This window comes from Vreelandella songnenensis, from assembly GCF_003002925.1.
GTDB lineage: Bacteria > Pseudomonadota > Gammaproteobacteria > Pseudomonadales > Halomonadaceae > Vreelandella > Vreelandella songnenensis.
This window is the reverse complement of record NZ_PVTK01000003.1, coordinates 26304-46397: the sequence shown is the minus strand read 5'-3', so window position 1 is coordinate 46397 and position 20094 is coordinate 26304. Positions and strand designations below refer to the sequence as shown.

20 protein-coding genes and 1 tRNA gene are annotated in these 20094 nt (G+C 56.7%); 10 read left to right on the top strand and 11 right to left on the bottom strand.

Features of this window, described 5'->3' with window-relative positions:
* The first annotated feature begins 64 nt into the window (after positions 1–64).
* Entirely contained in the window at positions 65–667 is a 603-nt protein-coding gene (locus B0H98_RS06680) for a DNA-3-methyladenine glycosylase (protein WP_244183000.1), read from the top strand.
* Here the strand turns inward: B0H98_RS06680 and B0H98_RS06675 are convergent.
* Positions 589–1503, bottom strand: a complete 915-nt coding sequence (locus B0H98_RS06675; RefSeq protein ID WP_106374537.1) for an NAD-dependent protein deacetylase — start codon at positions 1501–1503, stop codon at positions 589–591. The two genes, B0H98_RS06680 and B0H98_RS06675, sit on opposite strands and share 79 nt — an antisense overlap.
* Positions 1504–1626: 123 nt before the next feature.
* Between B0H98_RS06675 and B0H98_RS06670 the strand changes: the two genes are divergently transcribed.
* Entirely contained in the window at positions 1627–2799 is a 1173-nt protein-coding gene (locus B0H98_RS06670) for a UbiH/UbiF/VisC/COQ6 family ubiquinone biosynthesis hydroxylase (RefSeq protein ID WP_106374294.1), read from the top strand.
* Positions 2800–2862: 63 nt separating this feature from the next.
* Positions 2863–3282, top strand: coding sequence for a hypothetical protein (locus B0H98_RS06665; RefSeq protein WP_106374293.1), 420 nt, complete (start codon positions 2863–2865; stop codon positions 3280–3282).
* Between the two features lie 19 nt (positions 3283–3301).
* Here B0H98_RS06665 and B0H98_RS06660 read toward each other — a convergent pair whose 3' ends face one another.
* Complete coding sequence (locus B0H98_RS06660) at positions 3302–4264, bottom strand: ribonuclease Z (RefSeq protein WP_106374292.1); 963 nt, start codon at positions 4262–4264, stop codon at positions 3302–3304.
* Between the two features lie 160 nt (positions 4265–4424).
* Here B0H98_RS06660 and B0H98_RS06655 point away from each other — a divergent pair, with 160 nt between their 5' ends.
* Positions 4425–5552 (top strand): glycerol dehydrogenase, encoded by a 1128-nt coding sequence (locus B0H98_RS06655; RefSeq protein WP_106374291.1) that lies wholly within the window; start codon positions 4425–4427, stop codon positions 5550–5552.
* Positions 5553–5633: 81 nt separating this feature from the next.
* Here the strand turns inward: B0H98_RS06655 and B0H98_RS06650 are convergent, their stop codons facing one another.
* The 7 genes from B0H98_RS06650 to B0H98_RS06620 form a co-directional block, all read right to left on the bottom strand.
* Complete coding sequence (locus tag B0H98_RS06650) at positions 5634–6287, bottom strand: DsbA family oxidoreductase (protein WP_106374290.1); 654 nt, start codon at positions 6285–6287, stop codon at positions 5634–5636.
* A gap of 91 nt (positions 6288–6378) precedes the next feature.
* Positions 6379–6795: a lysozyme inhibitor LprI family protein gene (locus B0H98_RS06645; RefSeq protein WP_106374536.1), complete on the bottom strand. Its 417-nt coding sequence runs from the start codon at positions 6793–6795 to the stop codon at positions 6379–6381.
* A gap of 168 nt (positions 6796–6963) precedes the next feature.
* Positions 6964–7395 carry a hypothetical protein gene (locus tag B0H98_RS06640; RefSeq protein ID WP_106374289.1) on the bottom strand — a complete coding sequence of 144 codons (432 nt, stop codon included), beginning with the start codon at positions 7393–7395 and terminating at the stop codon, positions 6964–6966.
* Positions 7396–7483: 88 nt separating this feature from the next.
* Positions 7484–7879: a DUF6979 family protein gene (locus B0H98_RS17315; protein ID WP_106374288.1), complete on the bottom strand. Its 396-nt coding sequence runs from the start codon at positions 7877–7879 to the stop codon at positions 7484–7486.
* A 31-nt stretch (positions 7880–7910) separates the two neighbouring features.
* Positions 7911–9386 carry a restriction endonuclease gene (locus tag B0H98_RS06630; RefSeq protein WP_106374287.1) on the bottom strand — a complete coding sequence of 492 codons (1476 nt, stop codon included), beginning with the start codon at positions 9384–9386 and terminating at the stop codon, positions 7911–7913.
* 88 nt (positions 9387–9474) lie between these two features.
* Positions 9475–10161 carry a hypothetical protein gene (locus B0H98_RS06625; protein WP_106374286.1) on the bottom strand — a complete coding sequence of 229 codons (687 nt, stop codon included), beginning with the start codon at positions 10159–10161 and terminating at the stop codon, positions 9475–9477.
* A gap of 113 nt (positions 10162–10274) precedes the next feature.
* On the bottom strand, positions 10275–11411 hold the full coding sequence (locus B0H98_RS06620) for a hypothetical protein (protein WP_106374285.1): 1137 nt from the start codon (positions 11409–11411) through the stop codon (positions 10275–10277).
* 632 nt (positions 11412–12043) lie between these two features.
* Here B0H98_RS06620 and B0H98_RS06615 point away from each other — a divergent pair.
* Together B0H98_RS06615 and B0H98_RS06610 are read left to right on the top strand one after the other, a co-directional pair.
* Complete coding sequence (locus B0H98_RS06615; protein WP_106374284.1) at positions 12044–13426, top strand: FAD-binding oxidoreductase; 1383 nt, start codon at positions 12044–12046, stop codon at positions 13424–13426.
* 28 nt (positions 13427–13454) lie between these two features.
* Positions 13455–14573, top strand: a complete 1119-nt coding sequence (locus B0H98_RS06610) for a pyridoxal phosphate-dependent aminotransferase (RefSeq protein ID WP_106374283.1) — start codon at positions 13455–13457, stop codon at positions 14571–14573.
* A gap of 73 nt (positions 14574–14646) precedes the next feature.
* On the opposite strand, the gene B0H98_RS06605 is transcribed toward B0H98_RS06610, so the two are convergent.
* Positions 14647–15003 (bottom strand): RidA family protein, encoded by a 357-nt coding sequence (locus tag B0H98_RS06605; protein ID WP_106374282.1) that lies wholly within the window; start codon positions 15001–15003, stop codon positions 14647–14649.
* Between the two features lie 214 nt (positions 15004–15217).
* Positions 15218–15304: transfer RNA gene (locus tag B0H98_RS06600), tRNA-Leu, on the bottom strand.
* Positions 15305–15416: 112 nt separating this feature from the next.
* On the opposite strand from B0H98_RS06600, the gene queA reads away from it, so the two are divergent.
* The 4 genes from queA to secD all read left to right on the top strand — a co-directional run bounded on the left by queA (position 15417) and on the right by secD (position 20062).
* Positions 15417–16448 (top strand): tRNA preQ1(34) S-adenosylmethionine ribosyltransferase-isomerase QueA, encoded by a 1032-nt coding sequence (gene queA, locus B0H98_RS06595; RefSeq protein WP_106374281.1) that lies wholly within the window; start codon positions 15417–15419, stop codon positions 16446–16448.
* A gap of 71 nt (positions 16449–16519) precedes the next feature.
* Positions 16520–17638 (top strand): tRNA guanosine(34) transglycosylase Tgt, encoded by a 1119-nt coding sequence (tgt, locus tag B0H98_RS06590; RefSeq protein WP_106374280.1) that lies wholly within the window; start codon positions 16520–16522, stop codon positions 17636–17638.
* Between the two features lie 111 nt (positions 17639–17749).
* Positions 17750–18076 (top strand): preprotein translocase subunit YajC, encoded by a 327-nt coding sequence (yajC, locus tag B0H98_RS06585; protein WP_018918121.1) that lies wholly within the window; start codon positions 17750–17752, stop codon positions 18074–18076.
* A gap of 132 nt (positions 18077–18208) precedes the next feature.
* Positions 18209–20062: a protein translocase subunit SecD gene (secD, locus tag B0H98_RS06580; RefSeq protein ID WP_106374279.1), complete on the top strand. Its 1854-nt coding sequence runs from the start codon at positions 18209–18211 to the stop codon at positions 20060–20062.
* Positions 20063–20094 lie beyond the last annotated feature (32 nt).

The window sequence follows — 20094 nt, the reverse complement described above, 5'->3', positions numbered from 1 at the left end:
GCTCACTCAAGTATGCGGCGAGATAATGTCATCACTGCCTGACCTATCCGTGAAAGAACGATCCTTGAACGAACGATCATTGCCTCCCCTTGCCCGCGACTTCTACCGGCGCGACACGCTGGCCGTTGCCAACGACCTGCTGGGCTGCTGGCTGGTACGCGAACTGGACGGCACGCTGATGGGCGCGCGCATCGTGGAAACCGAGGCCTACTGCGGCGCCCACGACTCCGCCTGCCACGCCCATAGCGGGCTGACGCCGCGCACGGCGGCCATGTTCGGCGAGCCCGGCCACGCTTACGTGTATCTGGTGTATGGCATGCACTGGCTGCTCAATATCGTGACCGAACCGGAAGGCTCGCCCTGTGCGGTGCTGATTCGCGCCGTGGAGCCCGTACTCAACGAAGAGGCAATGCGCGAGCGGCGCAGCATGGCGGGAAGGGCGCTGAGCAACGGGCCGGGCAAGCTCACCCGGGCGCTTGGGGTGGATAAGGCGCTTTATGGCCACGACATGACCCGCGCCGAGAAACTATGGGTAAGCGAGGAGCGCCATCACCTGCCGATTGCCAGCGGCCCCCGAGTAGGCATCGACTACGCCGAACCCGAAGACCGCGATGCCCCCTGGCGGTTCTGGCTGGCGGACAACCCCTGGGTATCCAAGGCGCGCTGATGGGAGGCCAACTGCTCCACCGCGTACGTCAGAACGGGCGTCAGCGGCGCTTGCCACTGATGCGTCAGCAGCGCATCCGCCCGAGTAACGCCCAGGGACAGCGAAGCAATGGGCAGGCCCATGGCGTGGGCTTCCCGGCAGAAGCGATAGCCCGAGAACACCATCAATGAGGTCCCCACCGCCAGCACCGCCTGAGCACTCTTGAGCCCCGCTTCCGCCGCCAGACGCCGCTCGACCGGCACCACATCGCCGTAATAGACCACGTCGGGCTTGAGAATGCCGTGGCAGCGCGGGCAGTCGAAGACGCGAAAGGTGCTGAAATCGGTTTCCAGGTCGGCATCCCCGTCCGGGGCGTGGGTAGCGTCAAGGGCGGCGAAAGCCGGGTTCATGCGCGCCATTTCGCTGTGCATGGCATGGCGCATCATTTGATAGCCGCAGCGCATGCACTTCACCAGATCCGCGCGGCCGTGCAGGTCGATCACCCGGCGCGAGCCGGCGCGCTGATGCAGACGGTCCACGTTCTGGGTCACCAGCCGCTCGATATACCCCATGGCTTCCAGCGCGGCCAGCGCCTTGTGCGCGCCGCCGGGCTTGGCTTCACGCAGCGCCTGGAACCCGACCAGCGCCCGCGCCCAGTAGCGCTGACGCACGCTGGGCGAGGCCATGAAATCGCCGTGCTGCACCGGCGGCGGGCGCTTCCACTGCCCCGCTTCATCACGGTAGTCAGGAATGCCGCTGTCGGTACTCACGCCCGCGCCGGTAATTACCCACAGCCTGGGGTGCTGCTCGATAAAGCGGGCCAGTTCCGAGCCCGCCTGGGCCACCCTTTTTTGCATTTCCACGGCCTGCGTCAATTGTTCACCCTAGGCAAGTTTCCCCTATCTCGACGATACTGTAGGACATTCCGGGCACATGCAACGTACTTGATAGGTGCCGACGACGCATTGAAGGAGCACCTCATGCAGCAGGATCACGATATCATCATTGTTGGCGGGGGCATGGTGGGTGCCGCGCTGGCTGCCCGTCTGGGCAATGCGGGCTTCTCCATCGGCCTGGTCGAACGCGGCGACGCGCCGGAACCCGCCAGCGGCGATTACGATCTGCGTATTTCATCGCTGAACGCCCGCTCGCTGGCCTTCGTCAAGCTGAGCGGCACCACGCTTCCCGAAGAGCGCTGCTGTCCGTTCCGGCATATCGACGTCTCCAACCAGGACGGCACCGGGCACAGCGTGTTCTCGGCGGCGGACAGCGACATGGACGACTTCGGCCTGTTCATCGAAAACCGTGCGCTGCAGCACGCGCTATGGGAGCGCTTGAAGGAGCTTCCCAGCGTGACCTGCTACACCCAGAGCGCGCCGACGAGCACCCGCGCCACCGACGCCACGCGCCGAGTAGAGCTTGACGACGGCAGAACGCTCAGCGCCCGGCTGGTAGTGGGAGCCGATGGCGCCCGCTCCACCCTGCGCCAGCTGGCCGGGATCGAGACCACGAGCTACGACTATCACCAGCGCGCCATGATCATCAACGTGGAAACCGAGCTGCCCCAGCAGGATGTCAGTTGGCAGGTGTTCACGCCCACCGGCCCGATTGCCATGCTGCCGCTGCCCGGCCATCGCGCCTCGCTGGTGTGGTACGACACGGCCCAGAATACCCTGGCGCGCGAACAGCTCGACGATGAGGCGCTCAAGGCGGCGATTGAGGCGGCCTTCCCGAAACGCCTGGGCAACCTTATTCGAGTCGTGGCCCACGCAAGCTTTCCCATCAAGCGCCAGCACGCCAAGCGCTACATCGGCAAGCGTCTGGCGCTGATGGGCGACGCCGCCCACGTGGTGCACCCGCTGGCAGGCCAGGGCCTGAATATCGGCCTGCACGACGCGGACACCCTGGCGGAGATCATCATCAAGGGCCGCGACCCGGGCGATTATCTCAACCTGCTGCGCTTCGAGTGCCAGCGCCGGGCGGCCAACCAGGCCATGATCGCCGCGACCGACAGCTTCCACCACCTGTTCACCGGCGCCAGGCCGCTGCGCCAGCTGGGCGACTTGAGCCTGCACCTGGCCGAACGCTTCCCGTTCGCCAAGCGCATGATGATGCAGCAGGCCAATGGGCTGAATCCGTTCAAGATGTGGTAAACCGCGTGCCAACGGGTATCCGTTGGCCACTTCCTCTTCCCTTGATAGCCGGTGGTACTCGTCATGTTAAAAATAGTCTTGGCGTTAAGCGCCACGATACTGATCAGCGGGTGCAGCCAGGAAAGCAGCACGGCTACCTCCAATGAGCCCGCATCGGATACCTCTGCAGAGCAAAGTGCGCCCCATCAGATGACCGACCACTGGATTGGCCGGTGGGTCGGCGTGGAAGGATTAGTTCTGGAGATCCGCCATAAGGATTCCGCCGGCCCGGGCAATTACCTGCTTGAAATGCAGTACGGCCTGGACGCCGATCAGCGCGGCACCTTCGAAGGGCAGGCAACGGACGAGGGCATCCGCTTTACCCGTGAAGACGGTGAACAGCTGCTGCGCGAGGCTGACGGCGAAGCTACCGGCTTGAAATGGCTGGCGGACAAGGAAGATTGCCTGGTAGTACACCCCGGCGAAGGCTACTGCCGCGATTGAACAGCGCGATGAAGGGGGGTTACTCATCCGCCACTTCACGAAAGTGGCCCGATTTATCCAGGGTGAATTCGAGAAAATCCCGCGCCAGGTAAAGCCCACCGGAGTAGACGTTCTTGGCCTCCGTGCGAAAATCTTCAATCGACGGCAAAGCGCCGGCCTTGAGCGGATAGCGCGGGCTGAAGTGCGTCAGCACCAGGTTAGGCAGCGCGACCGATTCGGCAAACTCAGCCACCCGCCGGGCGTAACTATGCCCCACCGCGCTGGCTTTCTCGGCCATCTCCTGGGTGTAGGTGGCTTCATGCACCAGCACCTGGGCATCCGTGCAGGCATCACGCAATAACTCAGGTCGCGCATTGTCTCCAGCGATTACCATCTTTCTGGGGCGGTTCTTGAAGATCAGGTAGTCGTGGCTTTTCAAGGTTTCACCCGCCAGCTCGATATCGAACCCCTGCTTTAGCTGCCCCCATAGCGGCCCTCTCGGCACGCCCTTCTGGGCCAACTTCTCGACGTCCAGCTCGGCATTTACCTTTCGCTCGGTAAATGCATAGGCATAGGAAGCGACGCCATGGGAAAGAGTGAAAGTAGCCACAGTCATGTTCGCAAACGCGACGCTTGGCAGCTCATCGGCGCAGATAAATGCCAGCTCGAAGGGCAAACATAGCTGCGTAGCTTCAAGGGTCGCCTCCAGCCACGCCTTGATACCCGCGGGCGCCACAATCGTCAGCGCTTCTTCCCGGCCGCCCATCGCCGCGCTCGCCAATATGCCCGGCAGCCCATAGCAGTGGTCGCCGTGTACGTGGGTAATAAAGATGGCTTTCAATGAATGGAACGACAGCTTGGTGTGCAGCACCTGATGCTGCGTCCCCTCACCACAATCGATCAGGTACCAGCCTTTACCCTTGCTCTCGCGCAGGGCAATGCCGGTGACGTTGCGGGTTTTGGTGGGTACACCGGCGGAGGTGCCGAGGAAGAGCAGGTTCATAGGTTGTTCGTCATCTCTGGTGTGCTCACTTGGGTCCAAGGTACAGAACGGCCTGTTAGCCAGCCTGATATGTAGAGGCGGCAAATCATCACAGGCGCACAAATAGCATAAGTGACTACACTGATCAGGCAACTCATTCTATGTATAGGAAGTATCCGCCATGGAAGCCACGAACGAGAAAGTCTTCATCAGCCCTGCCCGTTACGTTCAGGGTGAAGGTGTTATCGCACGGGCCGGTCACTATGTCTCGGCACTAGGGAAAACGGCACTGCTGATCGCCGACGATGTAGTCTGGGAGATCGCGGGCAAGGAGCTCAGCGCCAGCCTGGAGGGCGAAGGCGTCAGTTTTGAGCGCGCGGTGTTCGAGGGCGAGGCCTCCAACCGCGAGATCGACCGCCTCGTCGAGCTGGGCCGCAAGCAGCAGGCCGAGGTAGTCATCGGTTTCGGTGGCGGCAAGGCGATTGATACCGCCAAGGGCGTGGCCGAGAAGCTCGACGCGGCCTGTGCGGTACTGCCCACCACCGCTTCTACCGATGCACCTACCAGCGCCCTGTCGGTCATCTACAGTGACGATGGCGAGTTCGACTCCTACCGCTTCTACAGCAAGAATCCCGATCTGGTGCTGGTCGATACCGGCATCATCTGCAAGGCGCCGCCGCGTTTTCTGGCCTCGGGCATTGCCGATGCGCTGGCCACCTGGGTCGAGGCACGCGCGGCGATTCGCGCCAATGCCAACAACATGGCCGGCGGCAAGGCAACGCTTCTGGGCGCGACCATTGGCGAGAAGTGCGAAGAGATTCTGTTCGAGCACGCCATGCTGGCCTATCAGGCGAACCAGGCGCAGATCGTCACGCCCTCGTTTGAAGCCGTAGTGGAAGCCAACACCCTGCTGAGCGGGCTGGGCTTCGAAAGTGGCGGCCTGGCCGCAGCGCACGCCATCCACAACGGTTTCACCGCTCTGCACGGCGAGATCCACGACCTGACTCACGGCGAAAAAGTCGCCTACGGCACGGTTGCACAGCTGATCCTTGACCAGACGCCGCAGGCGGAGCTGGAAGAGTATCTGGACCTGTATATAGCGCTGGGCCTGCCGATGACGCTAAAAGCGCTCAAGCTCGACCAGGCCAGCGAGGAAGACCTTTATCGCGTAGCGGAAGCGGCACTGAAGGAAGGCGAATCGAGCCATAACCTGGCGTATGAGCTGACGCCCAAGCAGATCGTTCACGCCATCAAGGCAGTGGATGTGCATGCGCGGGCGTTTATGGAGAAGGTGGGGGTGAGCGAGTAAGGCCCGCAAGGCACATGGCGCCACGTGTGTGGCGTCATGTGCATCGACCAGCCCTTGATTCAGGCTAGAGCCTCTAGCCCCTTAGCGATTAGCGTTTTCTTCCGCCACCTGACGAAGCGCATCGACCAGCACCTCGGCGGGCTGGGCGCCGGAAATCAGGTAGCGGCCGTCGAGGATGAACCCCGGCACGGCGCTCACCCCCGCCTCCATGAATTTCTGCTCAGCCGCGCGAACCTCGTCCGCGTACTGATCAGAGCGGGCGATGGCCTCGGCGGTATCGCCGTCAAGCCCCGCCTCAATCGCCTTCTCGCGTAGCACCTGTGGATCTGACGGGTTTTTCGCCTCACCGAAGTAGGCATCGAACAGGGCCAGTTGTAGAGCCGTCTCTCGGTTCTGCGTGGCAGCCCAGGCAAGCACCCGGTGGGCCGCGAAGGTGTTGTTCGCTCGACGTTCAACGGCACCACGGAAATTCAGACCAAGCTCTTCGGCAACCTTCATGATCTCGCGCTGGGACTGTTCCATGGTGGCCGCATCCTTGCCGTATTTTTGGCACAGGTGCTCAAGGATCGGCTCGCCCTCGGGCGGCATGTCGCGGTTGAGTTCAAAAGGCTGCCAGTGGAGTTCCACATCGATTTCGCCTTTCAGGGTTTCCAGCGCTTGTTCCAAACGCCGGTAGCCGATCGCGCACCACGGGCAGGCAACATCGGACACCAGGTCAATTCTCAACGTCTGCATTGGGGAACCCTCTCATTCGATCAAGCGGAAGAAAGCATGGTACGTGCCTATAGAAAGTAACGACAGTACCGTCATATAACGAATCAAAGCGTTACTCGATGGCGGGTTCCGGTAACACCGGCGGCGTACTGTCCATATAGGTCAGGAAATCTTGCCAGACGTCGTGCGTTCGCTGTTTCGTTAACCGTGTACTGCACGTAATGCCCATGACGCCTCGAATGGTCCCGTCGCGCCACTGCGTATAGACAGCGCCGCAATGGGCAGCGGCATACGCCTCCCACTGCGTTTGAGCCACCTGAATAGCATCGACTAATTCAGGGTCAGCCGCGTTATGTTCAACGCTCGTTTCCAGATAGTGGGCGAGTACCTCCTCGGCGGCCTCCAGCTCGATAGCCGCGCACCGATTGGTATCGAGCGTGTTCCTTACGTTATTGCAATCAAGCGCTTCGTCGTCAGCCACGGCGGACAGCGACAGCGTAGCAAGCACTATGAATAACCACTTTTTCATGTTTTCTCCAAACGCATTCGGTGCGGGCCAAGCAGGCACAGCTGCCATGTTCTCACACTCGACGTCAGGAAGATCATCTAACCGTTGAATGCCCTGCCCGCGCATTTATGACCCGCATAGATGGCCAGCCCGGAACTCAGCTAAAATCAGCCCGGCAACATGTGCTTGTTATAGCCTGCGGTCGATTTTATTCATCTCTTCTGGGCATGGCGTGCTTTCCCCTGGCGTAAGAATGACGTTGTATTGGGGCTGAAAATCTTGATCACTACTCCACATGGTCGTGTGTGTTTCAAAAGCTGGTTTTACTACGCACCAATTCCAGAAAAATACGTTTGAGCCGTGAAGCATTAACGATTCAGTGCGCCACTCCTTAATGCTTTGAAAGCTCGCCTCGCCTCTATCATTGGTTTGATCACCCGTTCTCATCTGTTCAAAGCCATACGGGTAGGAGCTAGATATCAAAGTCACCCAAGCACCCTGAAGGGGCTTTCCTTCCGCGTCGGTGACGAGGATTTCGGCCTCCGGCTGAAGCGTTTTGTTGATGGGATAAACAACGCAGCCTGATAGCAATAGAGTCATCGTTAGTATGAGGAGTTTCATGTGGGATTCGCTATAACGTCTGAGCTAAGCGGCGAGCCTCTACCGCGTCAGGCGGAGGTCGAAGGCTGAAACGAACTTGAGCGACTTGTTAGACATCGCTCTTGCTAATGACACCGGCTTGCCATAGCGAAATAGTAACATCCATCTGCGAATTCTCCGTCTTCGCCTCCCCTGGCATGATTTCTCTCCAGAGCTCATCTGGTTTGTCGGCCAACGTAGGTACCTTCAGGAGAAGCTTTACAGCTTCGCGAGCATAGCGACGATTATCTTTCGATCGTGTGTACTTCCCTGATGATACCCCTAAAACTAAACCGTCAGAGCAAAGGTCCAAGAATGCACCGCGAGGACAGCTTTTCTCCCGGGATGAGGGGCTATTCGGAAAGACTTCTTTTACAGCCCTCTTCCAGGCTGAGGCAGGTTCCGCAGTTATATCCGCTGTCAAAAGCTCCTGAGCCCGAACAGCGGCCTTTCCGTATTTCCCCATTCCTCTTTCTTCCTTACGTATGTCTAACGCTTCAATCAGCCGCCGCGTTAGCGGTCGGTTGCATTGATTTGTTAAGTGACGTTGCTTCGATATCCAATATGATTAGGCCATTTCGTTCGGGGTAGCTGATAATCACCTCATCGCTAATAATTTCGAGGTCTCGTGGGCCATTTGGCGCCTCTCCTAGATAAAATGTCTCAATAACTTCGAGAGACGTTTTGTCTAGCACTGCTAGTTCGCAATTGTTTCTATTCAATGACAGGAGGTAGTTTTCATAAATTTTTACAGACAATGGATCTACCCAATTGAAGTGTTTATTATGGTCGCCTTTTTGAAATCTAATGTCGGCGAAAATCTCATAAGAATTGGAGTCGACAACGCAAACCCCTCGCATTGACTGAAACATACCTATGTATATTTTTTGATCTTTTGAATCGATCTCTATACAAGCAGGAGTTGCATCATCTGAGCGCCCATTATTGATCTCTGCAAGGTATAAAGTTTTCAAATATTCTTTCCGAGAAAGATCATAGACAGCCACAAAGCAATTCCCGCCAAAATAGGACACTCCATTTAGCTTCCCTCCACGCTGTATCCCAATATATATAATCCTTCCGCCAGGATCTGCACATAAGGACATGCAGCCACGCCCTCCTGATGGATAATTAATAGACTCAAATTTATACGTAGCACTATCTATTATATAAAACTGGTTTTCTTTATTGCTTGCAAAATAGATAGTCTTTTCATCAGGAGATACAGCTATTTGTCCCTCTCCGCCTCCGGGGAGATAAATGCGCTTTACAATAGAATGAGTTTCAATGTCAATAACAAGCAGAAAGTCCGAGAATACTTGTCCAACAAAAAGCCTTCCTTCAGCTATGGCCATAGCTCCAGGTGGATGTTTTCGAATCACACGCTCACCGGTTATTGGAGATTTTGATTCATATCTATCCAGTTCGACAGTTCTAACTATCGTTCGTTTTTTTGGGTCTACGATTGATATTGTTACGCTTCCCCAATTAGCTGAAACTATAAAATCTCCATATTTCAATAAGTGTTGGGGCTTTGAGTCATCTGGGAACTTATAGATCGCCATACCATTTCCGCTATCAGAATAGATAAGCTGCTCTTCGCTGGAATTGGTTGATGCAGTTCTCTCAAATTCTTCTATTGATGTGACGAGAGTGATATTTGTATCTCGGACGGCATCTAGCGCTCCAGATTGAAATCCTTTTTCACTAACAATAATTCCTCGGTCCGCACCCACATCATCCACGATTGATTTTAGCGCCATAACCTTTTCTTTAGGCACTTTAGTTTTCCAAAGCTTGCATTCAACGACCCAGGTGCATTCAATACCCGAACGACGAAATTTCACATGCACATCAACTTCATGCTTTGCTCGTACACCTTGTACTATTTTTTCCACTTCGGCGTTGCAGCCTTGCCTTCTAAAGAAAGCGGCCACTTCGTTTTGATATGCACGCCAATCTGAAAATTTCAACAATGCCTCCCTAGGCACTTAACGCCCGCAATAAGTGGCGCGAGGAACGAGCGTCCGGCGACCGCAAAGAGCGAACTTGATTGCTTGGTTAGGCATCGCTGCTGTACGCCTGAATATGAGTTTGCACTTGCTCATCTAGCTTTTCAAAGAAGCCCATCAGAGTTACGATCATTTCCGGCACGAACTCCTCTCGCACAAGGAGAGATCTTCCTGGCTCACCAGCTAAATGCAACTGCGATCCTACAAATAAGTTGACTTTGTGTTCCCCATTCTGCGGAAGGGTACTTCCGTTATGGACTATTTGATTTCTAACCGAGTTTACGCCTCGAATGTAGGCAACCTCACTACTCATTGCAGAAAGCTCGAAAGCGGCGATCTTTCTAAGAAAAAGCAGGGCTCTTTCCACGCCTTGACCGTTTAAATCCCTGAGCAATACCGAGTTTTTCACGGACTCAGACAGGATATTGCACAGGCTATTTAACTCATGCTCAAGGAAGCTGAATATTGTCAAAATGATCGACTGACGATGGATGCTCGGATACTTTACTTGGTTCACGTGAAGGTCCCAGCCGTAACTCTCGACAATCTCATCGTGGCTTGATTTTGGATACTTGGTAAGAATTGAATTCAAGTGCTCCTGGAGCTGCTTATCTCTATCTCCCCATGCCGATTCGCTGGCTTCGTTAAAGAACCTAAACTCTTCTAATTCCCGCCGCGCGAGATGGCAATGAGTACATAACCCGTTTCCAAAGAAATCTACAGACTCATGTTCCATGTCATCGCTCATTGCAGTGCCTAACGTCCACTTAAGCGGACAAAAATTGTTGGTTTTGCTGTATAGCGAAGCGAAACAAAACCAACTGTTTTTGATCCGACTTAAAGTGCTTGTTATATTTCGTCTTCTACTTCAGCTCTATATTTTTTCATTTCTTCTTCATGCAGTTTCCTGACATCATCCTCGCAGCGATGACAAGCAAAGTATTGAATAGCCTGAACATCTCCTGTGACGAAGCTACCACAATTTTCACAGTCTAGTGTAGACCAGCCACGATCCTCACATTCGACACAAACCCACATTCCTTCTAGATTTAATACTGTTGGCTCTTCAAGCTGACAGTTGTGGCAATAAGCTAATGGTTCAGATCCATCATCATAGCGAGCTTCAGGATCTTGCTCTTGATATATTTCAGTATATTTATCCAGCGCATATTCAGACGTTAACTCTGTCTGGCACTCGGTACATTTATGATCCTTAACCATAAAGTACTTAACTTCTTTATTGCAGTTTGAGCATGGTATTGAAGTTTCGATTGCCTTCAACTTTAAATCTTTCACATCACAGACTAGGCACTCGATATCTTCTCCACCCCAGCTATGTGATTTAAGCACTTTAGCTGACGCTAATCCGCATGATGTACAATCGACGATATGATTCCCTGCTTTATTTTCTATCTCAATTTTTCCTTGAATCAAATCAAACTTGGCTTTGAGAAAGTCATGGTTTAATTTAACCTTTACATTTATTTTTTCTATCGACTCTTGATAACTTTCAAATATTTCTGACCAGTTATTAGTTAGCAGTTCGTGTAAATGAAACCATGATACCCAATGTTCAATCACCACCTCTGTTTCTTTACCTGCAAACCCAGTATGAGCAAAGTGAACGATTTGATTCCGATGCTCACCCAAAGCTTTAAAATTATCCATAGCTTCTTTTTTAATTTTGTCACCACAGATGTTTTTCAAACGAGTGTGAGCTTGCTCTAGGTAAACTGAGTGGAAGTCACCATTTTCGAATTTTTGCTTAACTGCTGACTCTGGTTTTGAAATGATAAGTGACCAGTGCTCTTTCATTAATCTTGCTTTAAAAAAAAGCTCTATTGCAGTGTAAAGGTCAATAAGAGAACTCTTGGGAGATGTAGATAGATTACTAACTGAAGAGTTCAGAAAAAGAATACCGTTATTGACTACAGCATCAAACCAACCATTGACATCATTTTTGTTTTGCTTAATGTAATTTGCCACCGGTGCTTCCTTAAGAAATATAACAGTGATTATACGGAAGGCTGCATAACCTCAATAAACGTGCCCGCTCATTCATTGAGGTTATGTAGCCAGCTCATTGGACTCTACCCCATTGCTTCTATTGTGAGCAAAGCAAGATTTGGCTACATATCTAAAATTCGCGTACCTGCGCGTTTTTCCGGTTTCAATCATACTGGCGCATCCACATCGTCCGGCAATGCGCAGGCGGTTGAAGGGCAAAATAGTGTGGGCCTCGCGGCACATAGACAGGCAATTACACTAGCCTCACACACCATCGCCCCACCAAACTACTGCTGTTTTACCCCCTCCCCCACTGTTTTTCCAACAAAAGCGTTAGGTAGTCACGCAATGGATGTGCAGATGGCAGCCCGGCAAGACGTTTGCGAAGCCTGCGTTGGTAGGGAAACGGCTCGGCAGGCACGTGCAGCGGCGTGGCATCTTGGGTGAGCCATGGCAGATTCATGCGGTGCCAGTGTCAGCCCAACCTATTACACGAACAGCGCCAACTTATGATCTTATAGTAGGGATTCCGCATGGAAGACGTATGGCGCAGGGACGCGCTGATGGCCGCCGCCACGTAACAGCTTGCCCATTAATACTAAGGATAATCAGTGCAAATAAGTCTAGATACACTGCGCAATATTGTGGGCGCTGCCCATGTGCTCACCGGCGATGATGTGATCAGCCGCCAGGAAGACTGGGTAACCGGCGCGCCTTGCCACGCCGGTGCCATTGTTCGCCCCGCCGATACCGACCAGCTTTCAGCCGTTATGCGTGCCTGCTTTGAGGTCAAGCAGCCTGTCGTTACTCACGGAGGGCTAACTGGCCTGGTGCACGGCGCTGAAACCACGCCCGATGAACTGGTGATCTCCCTTGAGCGCATGACCGCCATTGAAGAGATAGACCGCGTCGGCGGCACGCTGACGGTACAGGCGGGCGCACCGCTGCAACGGGTACAGGAAGCGGCCAGTGAGGCCGGTCTGCAGTTTCCGTTGGACCTTGGCGCACGCGGTAGCTGCACGATCGGTGGAAATATCGCCACCAATGCAGGCGGCGTGCGGGTGATTCGCTACGGCATGATGCGCCAGCAGGTGTTGGGGCTAGAAGCCGTGATGGCCGATGGCCGCGTGGTAAGCTCGATGAACCGCATGCTCAAGAACAACGCCGGGTTCGACTTGAAACAGCTGTTTATCGGCAGCGAAGGTACCTTGGGTATTGTCACCCGCGCCGTGCTGCGGTTGCAGCCTCCCATGCCCATCGAACAAACCGCATTGGTCGCCTGCCCGTCGTTTGAGGCGCTGACCGAGCTGCTCGGTCATATGGGTAAAATGCTGGGCGGCAGCCTCGGTGCCTTTGAGGTCATGTGGCAGAGCCATTACCGGCTGCTTACCGAAACGCTGGGCCGCCACACGCCGCCGATTTCGACCGAATACCCGTTTTACGTGATCATCGAAGGATTAGGCAGTGATGAAGCCCGCCTGGAGGCACAGTTTAGTGAGGCGCTGGAGCAGGCGCTGGAGCGCGAACTGATCGTCGATGCCGTGATTGCCCAATCGGCCACTCAGCGTGCTGGCCTTTGGGCTATCCGTGAAGATATCGAAGGGCTCATCAAAGGGCTGGCGCCGAAGCTGACCTTTGATATCAGCCTGCCGATCGTCGATATGCAGCGCTACACAGAGACCCTGGAAACGCAGCTGCTACAGCGTTGGCCGGACGGACGGTTAGTCATCTTTGGCCATCTGGGCGATGGTAATCTGCACGTCTCCATCAGTGTTGGCAGTCATGACCCTGAGGTTCGCCGGGCCGTCGAAGCGCTGGTGTATGAACCGCTTCAAGCCTTGGGCGGGTCCGTATCAGCAGAACACGGTATCGGGCTTGAAAAGCGCGCCTGGCTAGGCGCCTGCCGCACCAGCGCTGAAATCGAGCTGATGCAGACGCTCAAACAGGCACTCGATCCCCACGGCCTGCTGAATCGCGGTAAAGTCTTGGCTTAATCATCAGTTTCGTTTTTAGGATATCAACATGCCCCGCTACCCCGATCACCTGAGCGGTGAAGGCCCGGTTAATCCATTCCCCGGCATCAAGGCACTTGAACGGCGTATTGGCCGGGAAATCCCCCACCGGCTGGGTTCCAACGAAGGCCTGGATATGCCCCACCGGGCGCTGCGTGCGCAGTTTGGCGATGCGCTGGCCGAGCACGCTTACGCCTACGGCGATGCCGAGGCTGTGGGCGTGCGTACCCGGCTGAGCGCCCTGCTGGGCACGCCGCTGGATCACCTGCTGGTAGATGCCGGGGCAGACAGCCTGATTGCACTGGCGCTGCGTACTACCTGCGAGCCGGGCGCTACGGTGGTGGCGACTGCGGGCACCTACCCCACCTTTGGCTACTTCGCCAAGGGCCAGGGCTGCCGGTTGATCGAGCCTGGCTACCATGAAGCGCCCGGCGTGCTGGCGCCGGACCTGGAAGCGCTGGCGGCCGCGGCGCACACTGAAAACGCTTGCCTGGTGTACCTGGCCAACCCGGATAACCCCAGCGGCCACCTGCATGATGACAGCGCGATTCTCAAGCTGCGCGAGGCGCTGCCGGAGTCCTGCTGGCTATTGCTGGATGAGGCCTACGGCGATTTTCGCGATGATGCTGGCAGCGAGTTTGCCGCGAAAGCGCTGCCGGGGGTGATTCGCCTACGCACGCTCTCCAAGGCCCACGGTTTGGCCGGGCTGCGCATCGGCTACGCAATTGCCGAGCCTTCCGTGCTTGCGATGATGATGAAGGTGCGTATCCACTATGCGGTATCGGCAATCGCTCTGGCCGCCGCTGAAGTGGTGCTGGATAACCTGGAAGAGGTGCGTCAGCACGTGGCGGATGTGAAAGCGCGCCGCGAGCAGTTGGCCGAGCACTTTCGCGCGCTGGGCGCCGATGTGCTGCCGAGCGCGACCAACTTCATCGGCATCCGCCTGCCAAGCACTGAGCTGGCGGCGTCGGTTCATCAGGCACTGCTGGCCGAAGGCGTGCTGGTGGCGCGGCTGGCGCACCCGGAGCTTGCCAACGTGATTCGCATTACCGCCGTGGCGGACGCTTTAGTACCCGGGCGGCTGGCACCACTCGAGCAGGCCATCAAGGAACAGGTGGGTAAACCTTAGCTCTATAAATGCAGAACCCCGGCTCGAGCCGGGGTTTTCAATCCACTAACGCTATTTCTTCGTTAACAACGCATTACGCATCCGGCAACGCCGCGATCACCATGATCTCGACCTTCCACTCCGGCTTGGCCAGTTTGGCTTCCAGCGCGGCGCGTACCGGCGGCTTGTTGGCACCGATCCAGGCTTCCCAGGCCACGTTCATCTGATCGAACTCGGCCATGTCGGTGACCCACACCTGAGCACTGATGAGATGCGCTTTCGAGGAGCCTGCCTGTTCCAGAAGCTGATCGATACGCGTCAGGACCTGTTCGGTCTGGCCTTTCATGTCCGCCGTGGCGTCACCGGGCACCTGACCTGCCAGGTAAACGGTGCCGTTGTGGATGGCCACCTGGCTCATGCGTGCATTGCTTTCTTGATAGGTAACGCTCATGCCGCTCTCCTTTAAGAAGTGGCTCTGCTGAGATAAAAGGTTGTTTTGACTATTAAAGCGCTCAGCAGTCAATTATTGGTTTCAAGATCATGCAGAGAAATCATTCAAAGCACAAGACACGGCGCTTACCTCATGTCTAAACCAATATCACTCCTGAAAAACCAGATAGCGGCCACAAAAAAGGGCCTAGCGATAAACGCTAAGCCCTGAAATTTGGTGCCGGTGGCCAGACTCGAACTGGCACACCCGTAAAGGCGGCGGATTTTGAATCCGCTGCGTCTACCAATTCCGCCACACCGGCAATGGATGCGCATTATACGGGGAATCATCGGTGGGTCAATCACATTGACTGACTTTGTGGCTACAAAGCGCTATCCTATGCCGCCTGTTTGACCACCGTTAAGAGCCAACCCATGCAGCGCGCGGACTTCCATTTCGAGCTACCCGATGAGCTTATTGCTCGCTACCCTTCAGAACAGCGCAGCGACTGCCGTCTGCTGTGCGTGGACGGGCAAAGCGGAGAGCTTGCGCATCGCCGTTTTCCCGACCTGCTGGAGCTGCTGGAGCCCGGCGATTTGCTGGTGTTCAACGACACCCGCGTGATCCCCGCCCGCCTGCACGGCCACAAGGCCAGCGGCGGCAAGGTGGAAATGCTGCTTGAACGCCCGCTGGACAGCCACCGCGGCCTTGCGCATATACGTTCGAGCAAGTCGCCCAAGCCCGGCACCGAGCTGATCTTTGAAGGCGACATTCATGCCGTGGTGGAAGGCCGCCGGGACGCGCTGTTCGAGCTGCGCTTTCTGGGTGACACGCCAATGATTGCGCTTCTGGAGCAGCACGGCCACATGCCGCTGCCGCCCTACATTACCCGGGAAGACGAGCTTTCCGACCGCGAGCGCTACCAGACCGTGTACGCCCGCCGGGACGGCGCCGTGGCCGCCCCCACCGCCGGGCTGCACTTTGACCAGCCGCTGCTGGACGCACTCAAGGAGAAAGGCGTGGAGAGCGCCTTCGTCACGCTGCACGTGGGCGCCGGCACCTTTCAGCCGGTGCGGGTGGACAACATCCTCGAGCACCACATGCACAGCGAGTGGATCGAGGTGACGGAAGCCACCTGCCAGAAGGTGCGCGACACCCAGGCGGCGGGCAAGCGCGTGATTGCGATAGGCACCACCAGCGTGCGCTGCCTGGAGAGCGCCTGCCAGAAAAGCGGCAATGGGCAGATCGCGCCTTACAGCGGCGATACCGATATCTTCATCTACCCGGGCTACGAGTGGCGCTGCGTGGAGGCGCTGATCACCAATTTCCACCTGCCGGAATCGACGCTCTTGATGCTGGTCTCCTCCTTTGCAGGTTACGAGCACACCATGCACGCCTACCAGCAAGCCGTGGAGGAGCGCTACGCCTTCTTCAGCTACGGCGATGCCATGCTGCTGACCCGCTAGCGCGTTCATGCTGGCATGAGCGCTTTACCGACGATTATTTGACGAGTACGACAATGCGAAACGAATGCTTTATGCGCTTTGAGCGCCTGGCCGACGATGGCCGCGCTCGGCGCGGTCGCCTTCACTTCCCCCGCGGTACGGTAGAAACCCCTGCGTTCATGCCGGTGGGCACCTACGGCACGGTAAAAGGCATGACGCCGGCGTCCATCAAGGAGATCGGAGCGGAAATCATTCTGGGCAATACCTTCCACCTGTGGCTGCGCCCGGGGGTGGAGGTCATCGAAGCCCACGGCGACCTGCACGACTTCGCCCAGTGGGACAAGCCGATCCTCACCGACTCCGGCGGCTTCCAGGTATTTTCGCTCGGCGAGATGCGCAAGATCACCGAGCAGGGCGTGCACTTCCGCTCGCCGGTGGATGGCAGCAAGGTCTTCATGGGCCCGGAAGAGTCCATGGCCGTGCAGCGCTCGCTGGGCTCGGACGTGGTGATGATCTTCGACGAGTGCACGCCTTACCCCGCCACGTTCGAGGAAGCCGAAAAATCCATGGAGCTGTCGCTGCGCTGGGCAAAGCGCTCCCGCGATGCCCACGGCGATTCGCCTTCGGCGCTTTTCGGCATCATTCAGGGCGGCATGCACCCGGAGCTTCGCGAGCGCTCGCTCAAGGGGCTTTTGGAGATCGGCTTCGACGGCTTGGCAATCGGCGGGCTTTCCGTGGGTGAACCCAAGGAAGAGATGATCAAGGTGCTCGACTACCTGCCCACCTGGATGCCGGACGAAAAGCCCCGCTATCTCATGGGCGTGGGCAAGCCTGAAGACCTGGTGGAAGGCGTGCGCCGCGGTGTGGATATGTTCGACTGCGTCATGCCTACCCGCAACGCGCGAAACGGCCATCTGTTCACCGCTGACGGCACGGTCAAGATCCGCAACGCCAAGCACCGCCACGATACAAGCCCGCTTGAAGCAGAGTGTGACTGCTACACCTGCAAGAATTTCTCGCGCGGCTATCTACACCACCTCGACCGCTGCAACGAAATGCTGGGTTCGATGCTCAATACCATCCATAACCTGCGCTACTACCAGCGCGTCATGGCTGATTTGCGCGCGGCAATCGAAGCGGGTACATTGACGACCTTTGTGGAAGGCTTCTACGCCCGGCGCGGCCTGCCGGTGCCTCCCCTGGCCGAATAGTCATCATCCGCGTTGGCGGATGAGCCAAGAGGCGCTCATGAACCTAATCGTTGATCGGCGCCTCTACTAACTCTTTCACCCATTTGGGTCTTAACCTAGGAGTTCTCTGCAATGCTGGATTTCTTCATCTCACCAGCCCACGCCCAAGAAGCGGCGGCTGGCGGTGGCATCGCGCAAATCGTCATGCTGGTCGGCTTCGTGCTGATTTTCTACTTCCTGCTGTGGCGCCCGCAGGCCAAGCGTGCCAAGCAGCACAAGCAGCTGGTGACCAGCCTGGATAAAGGCGATGAAGTCGTGATCGGCGGTGGCCTGGTTGGCCGCGTCACCAAAGTCAGCGATGAGTTCCTGACCCTGGAAGTATCTGAAGGTACCGAAGTCAACGTGCAGAAGAATGCCGTTGCTGCCGTACTGCCGAAGGGCACAATCAAGTCCATCTAACGCTTAAAACATCCCTGCCGATTCAGTGCCAGCCACCCCGGCAGGGGTGCCATGGTAGATACGATGGTAAATTTTGCTGTGCGTGGGCCTCCGCGCACAGCAATTCCGTTTGTAATTGAAGGCAGGGCTTGCATGCTCAACCGTTACCCCCTGTGGAAGTATCTGCTGATACTGGTCGTCCTGGTGGTTGGCCTTATCTATTCGCTTCCCAACTTATTCCCCGCAGATCCCGCTATTCAGCTCAGCAGCGCCCAGGGCGAGACGCTGGAGTTGCGTCAAATCCAGCGCGTTGAAAGCGCCCTTGAAGAGAACGGCATCGCCGTCAAGGCCTCCGAGCAGGAGAACGGCCAATGGCTGATTCGCCTGCGCAACGACGAAGACCAGCTCAACGCTCGCGATATTGCCGCTGAGCAGTTGGACGGTGAAGCCACCGTAGCACTCAACCTTGCCGAAGCCACCCCCGGCTGGCTGCAAGCGTTTTCGGCATCGCCCATGACCCTGGGCCTTGATCTGCGCGGCGGCGTTCACTTCCTGCTGGAAGTGGATATGGATGCAGCGCTGACCCAGCGCCTGGAAGTCAACGCCAGCGCCATGCGCGAGCTTTTACGTAGCGAGCGTATCCGCTACCGCAACACGGACGTCGAGGGCCGTACGCTGTCGATCGATTTCGCAAGCTCTGAAGACCGCGACAGCGCCCGTCGCTTGATCAGCCGCGACTTCCCCAATTTCGATTTCACCAGCGAAGGCAGCGACCGCTCCTCAAGGCTTGTGATGACGCTGAGCGATCAGACCGTCAACGAAATTCAGGACTACGCCATCAACCAGAACTTGACCACCCTGCGTAACCGGGTGAATGAGCTGGGGGTTGCCGAGCCCATGGTTCAACGCCAGGGGCCGAACCAGATCGTGGTCGAGCTACCCGGCATACAGGATACCGTGGCTGCCAAGCGGATCGTGGGCGCGACGGCGAATCTTGAATTCCGTCTGGAAGCCCGTAACGACACGCCAACGGCTGAAACGGAAACCCACGTGTTCCGCAATGATTCGGCACGCTCGGCGGAGTTGATGCGCGATGTCATCATTACCGGTGACAGCGTTTCCAGTGCCAGCAACAGCTTTGATGAAAACGGTCGTCCTCAGGTCAACATCAACCTGGACGGCACCGGCGGCACACTGATGAACCGCGCCACGCGCACCAATATCGGCCGTAACATGGCGGTGCTGTTCATCGAGCACAAGAGCGAAGACACGGTGGTCACCGACCCGGAAACCGGCGAAGAGACCATCGAGCGCGAGCCGTATGTTGAGCGTGGTTTGATCAGCCTAGCGACCATCCAGAGCGCGCTGGGTAACAGCTTCCGGATTACCGGCCTGGACTCCCCGACCGAAGCCGCTGAGCTTGCGCTTCTGCTGCGTTCGGGCTCGCTTGCCGCCCCTATCTACTTCGTGCAGGAACGCACCATTGGCCCAAGCCTGGGCGCGGAAAACATCGAACGCGGCCTGCTGTCGGTACAGATCGGCCTGCTGCTGGTCGTACTGTTCATGCTCGTTCGCTACAAGGTGTTCGGCATCTTTGCCAATGTGGCGCTCGCCCTCAACTTGACGCTTCTGGTCGCGGTAATGTCGATGCTGGGCGCCACGCTGACGCTGCCGGGCATTGCCGGTATCGTACTAACGCTGGGGATGGCGGTAGATGCCAACGTACTGATCTTCGAGCGCATACGTGAAGAGCTTAGAAACGGACTGTCGATTCAGCAGGCCATCCACGCAGGCTACGAGCGCGCCTTTACTTCGATCGTGGATGCCAACATCACCACGCTTCTGGTGGCGGTGATTCTGTTCTCGATTGGTACCGGCCCGGTGAAAGGCTTTGCGGTCACGCTCTCTATCGGCATCTTGACGTCCATGTTCACCGCACTGATGGTGACGCGCGCCATGGTCAACCTGACCTATGGCAGCAAGCCCGTCAAAAAGCTGTGGATTTAAGGACATGGATCTCAAGAACATGGACTTAGAGA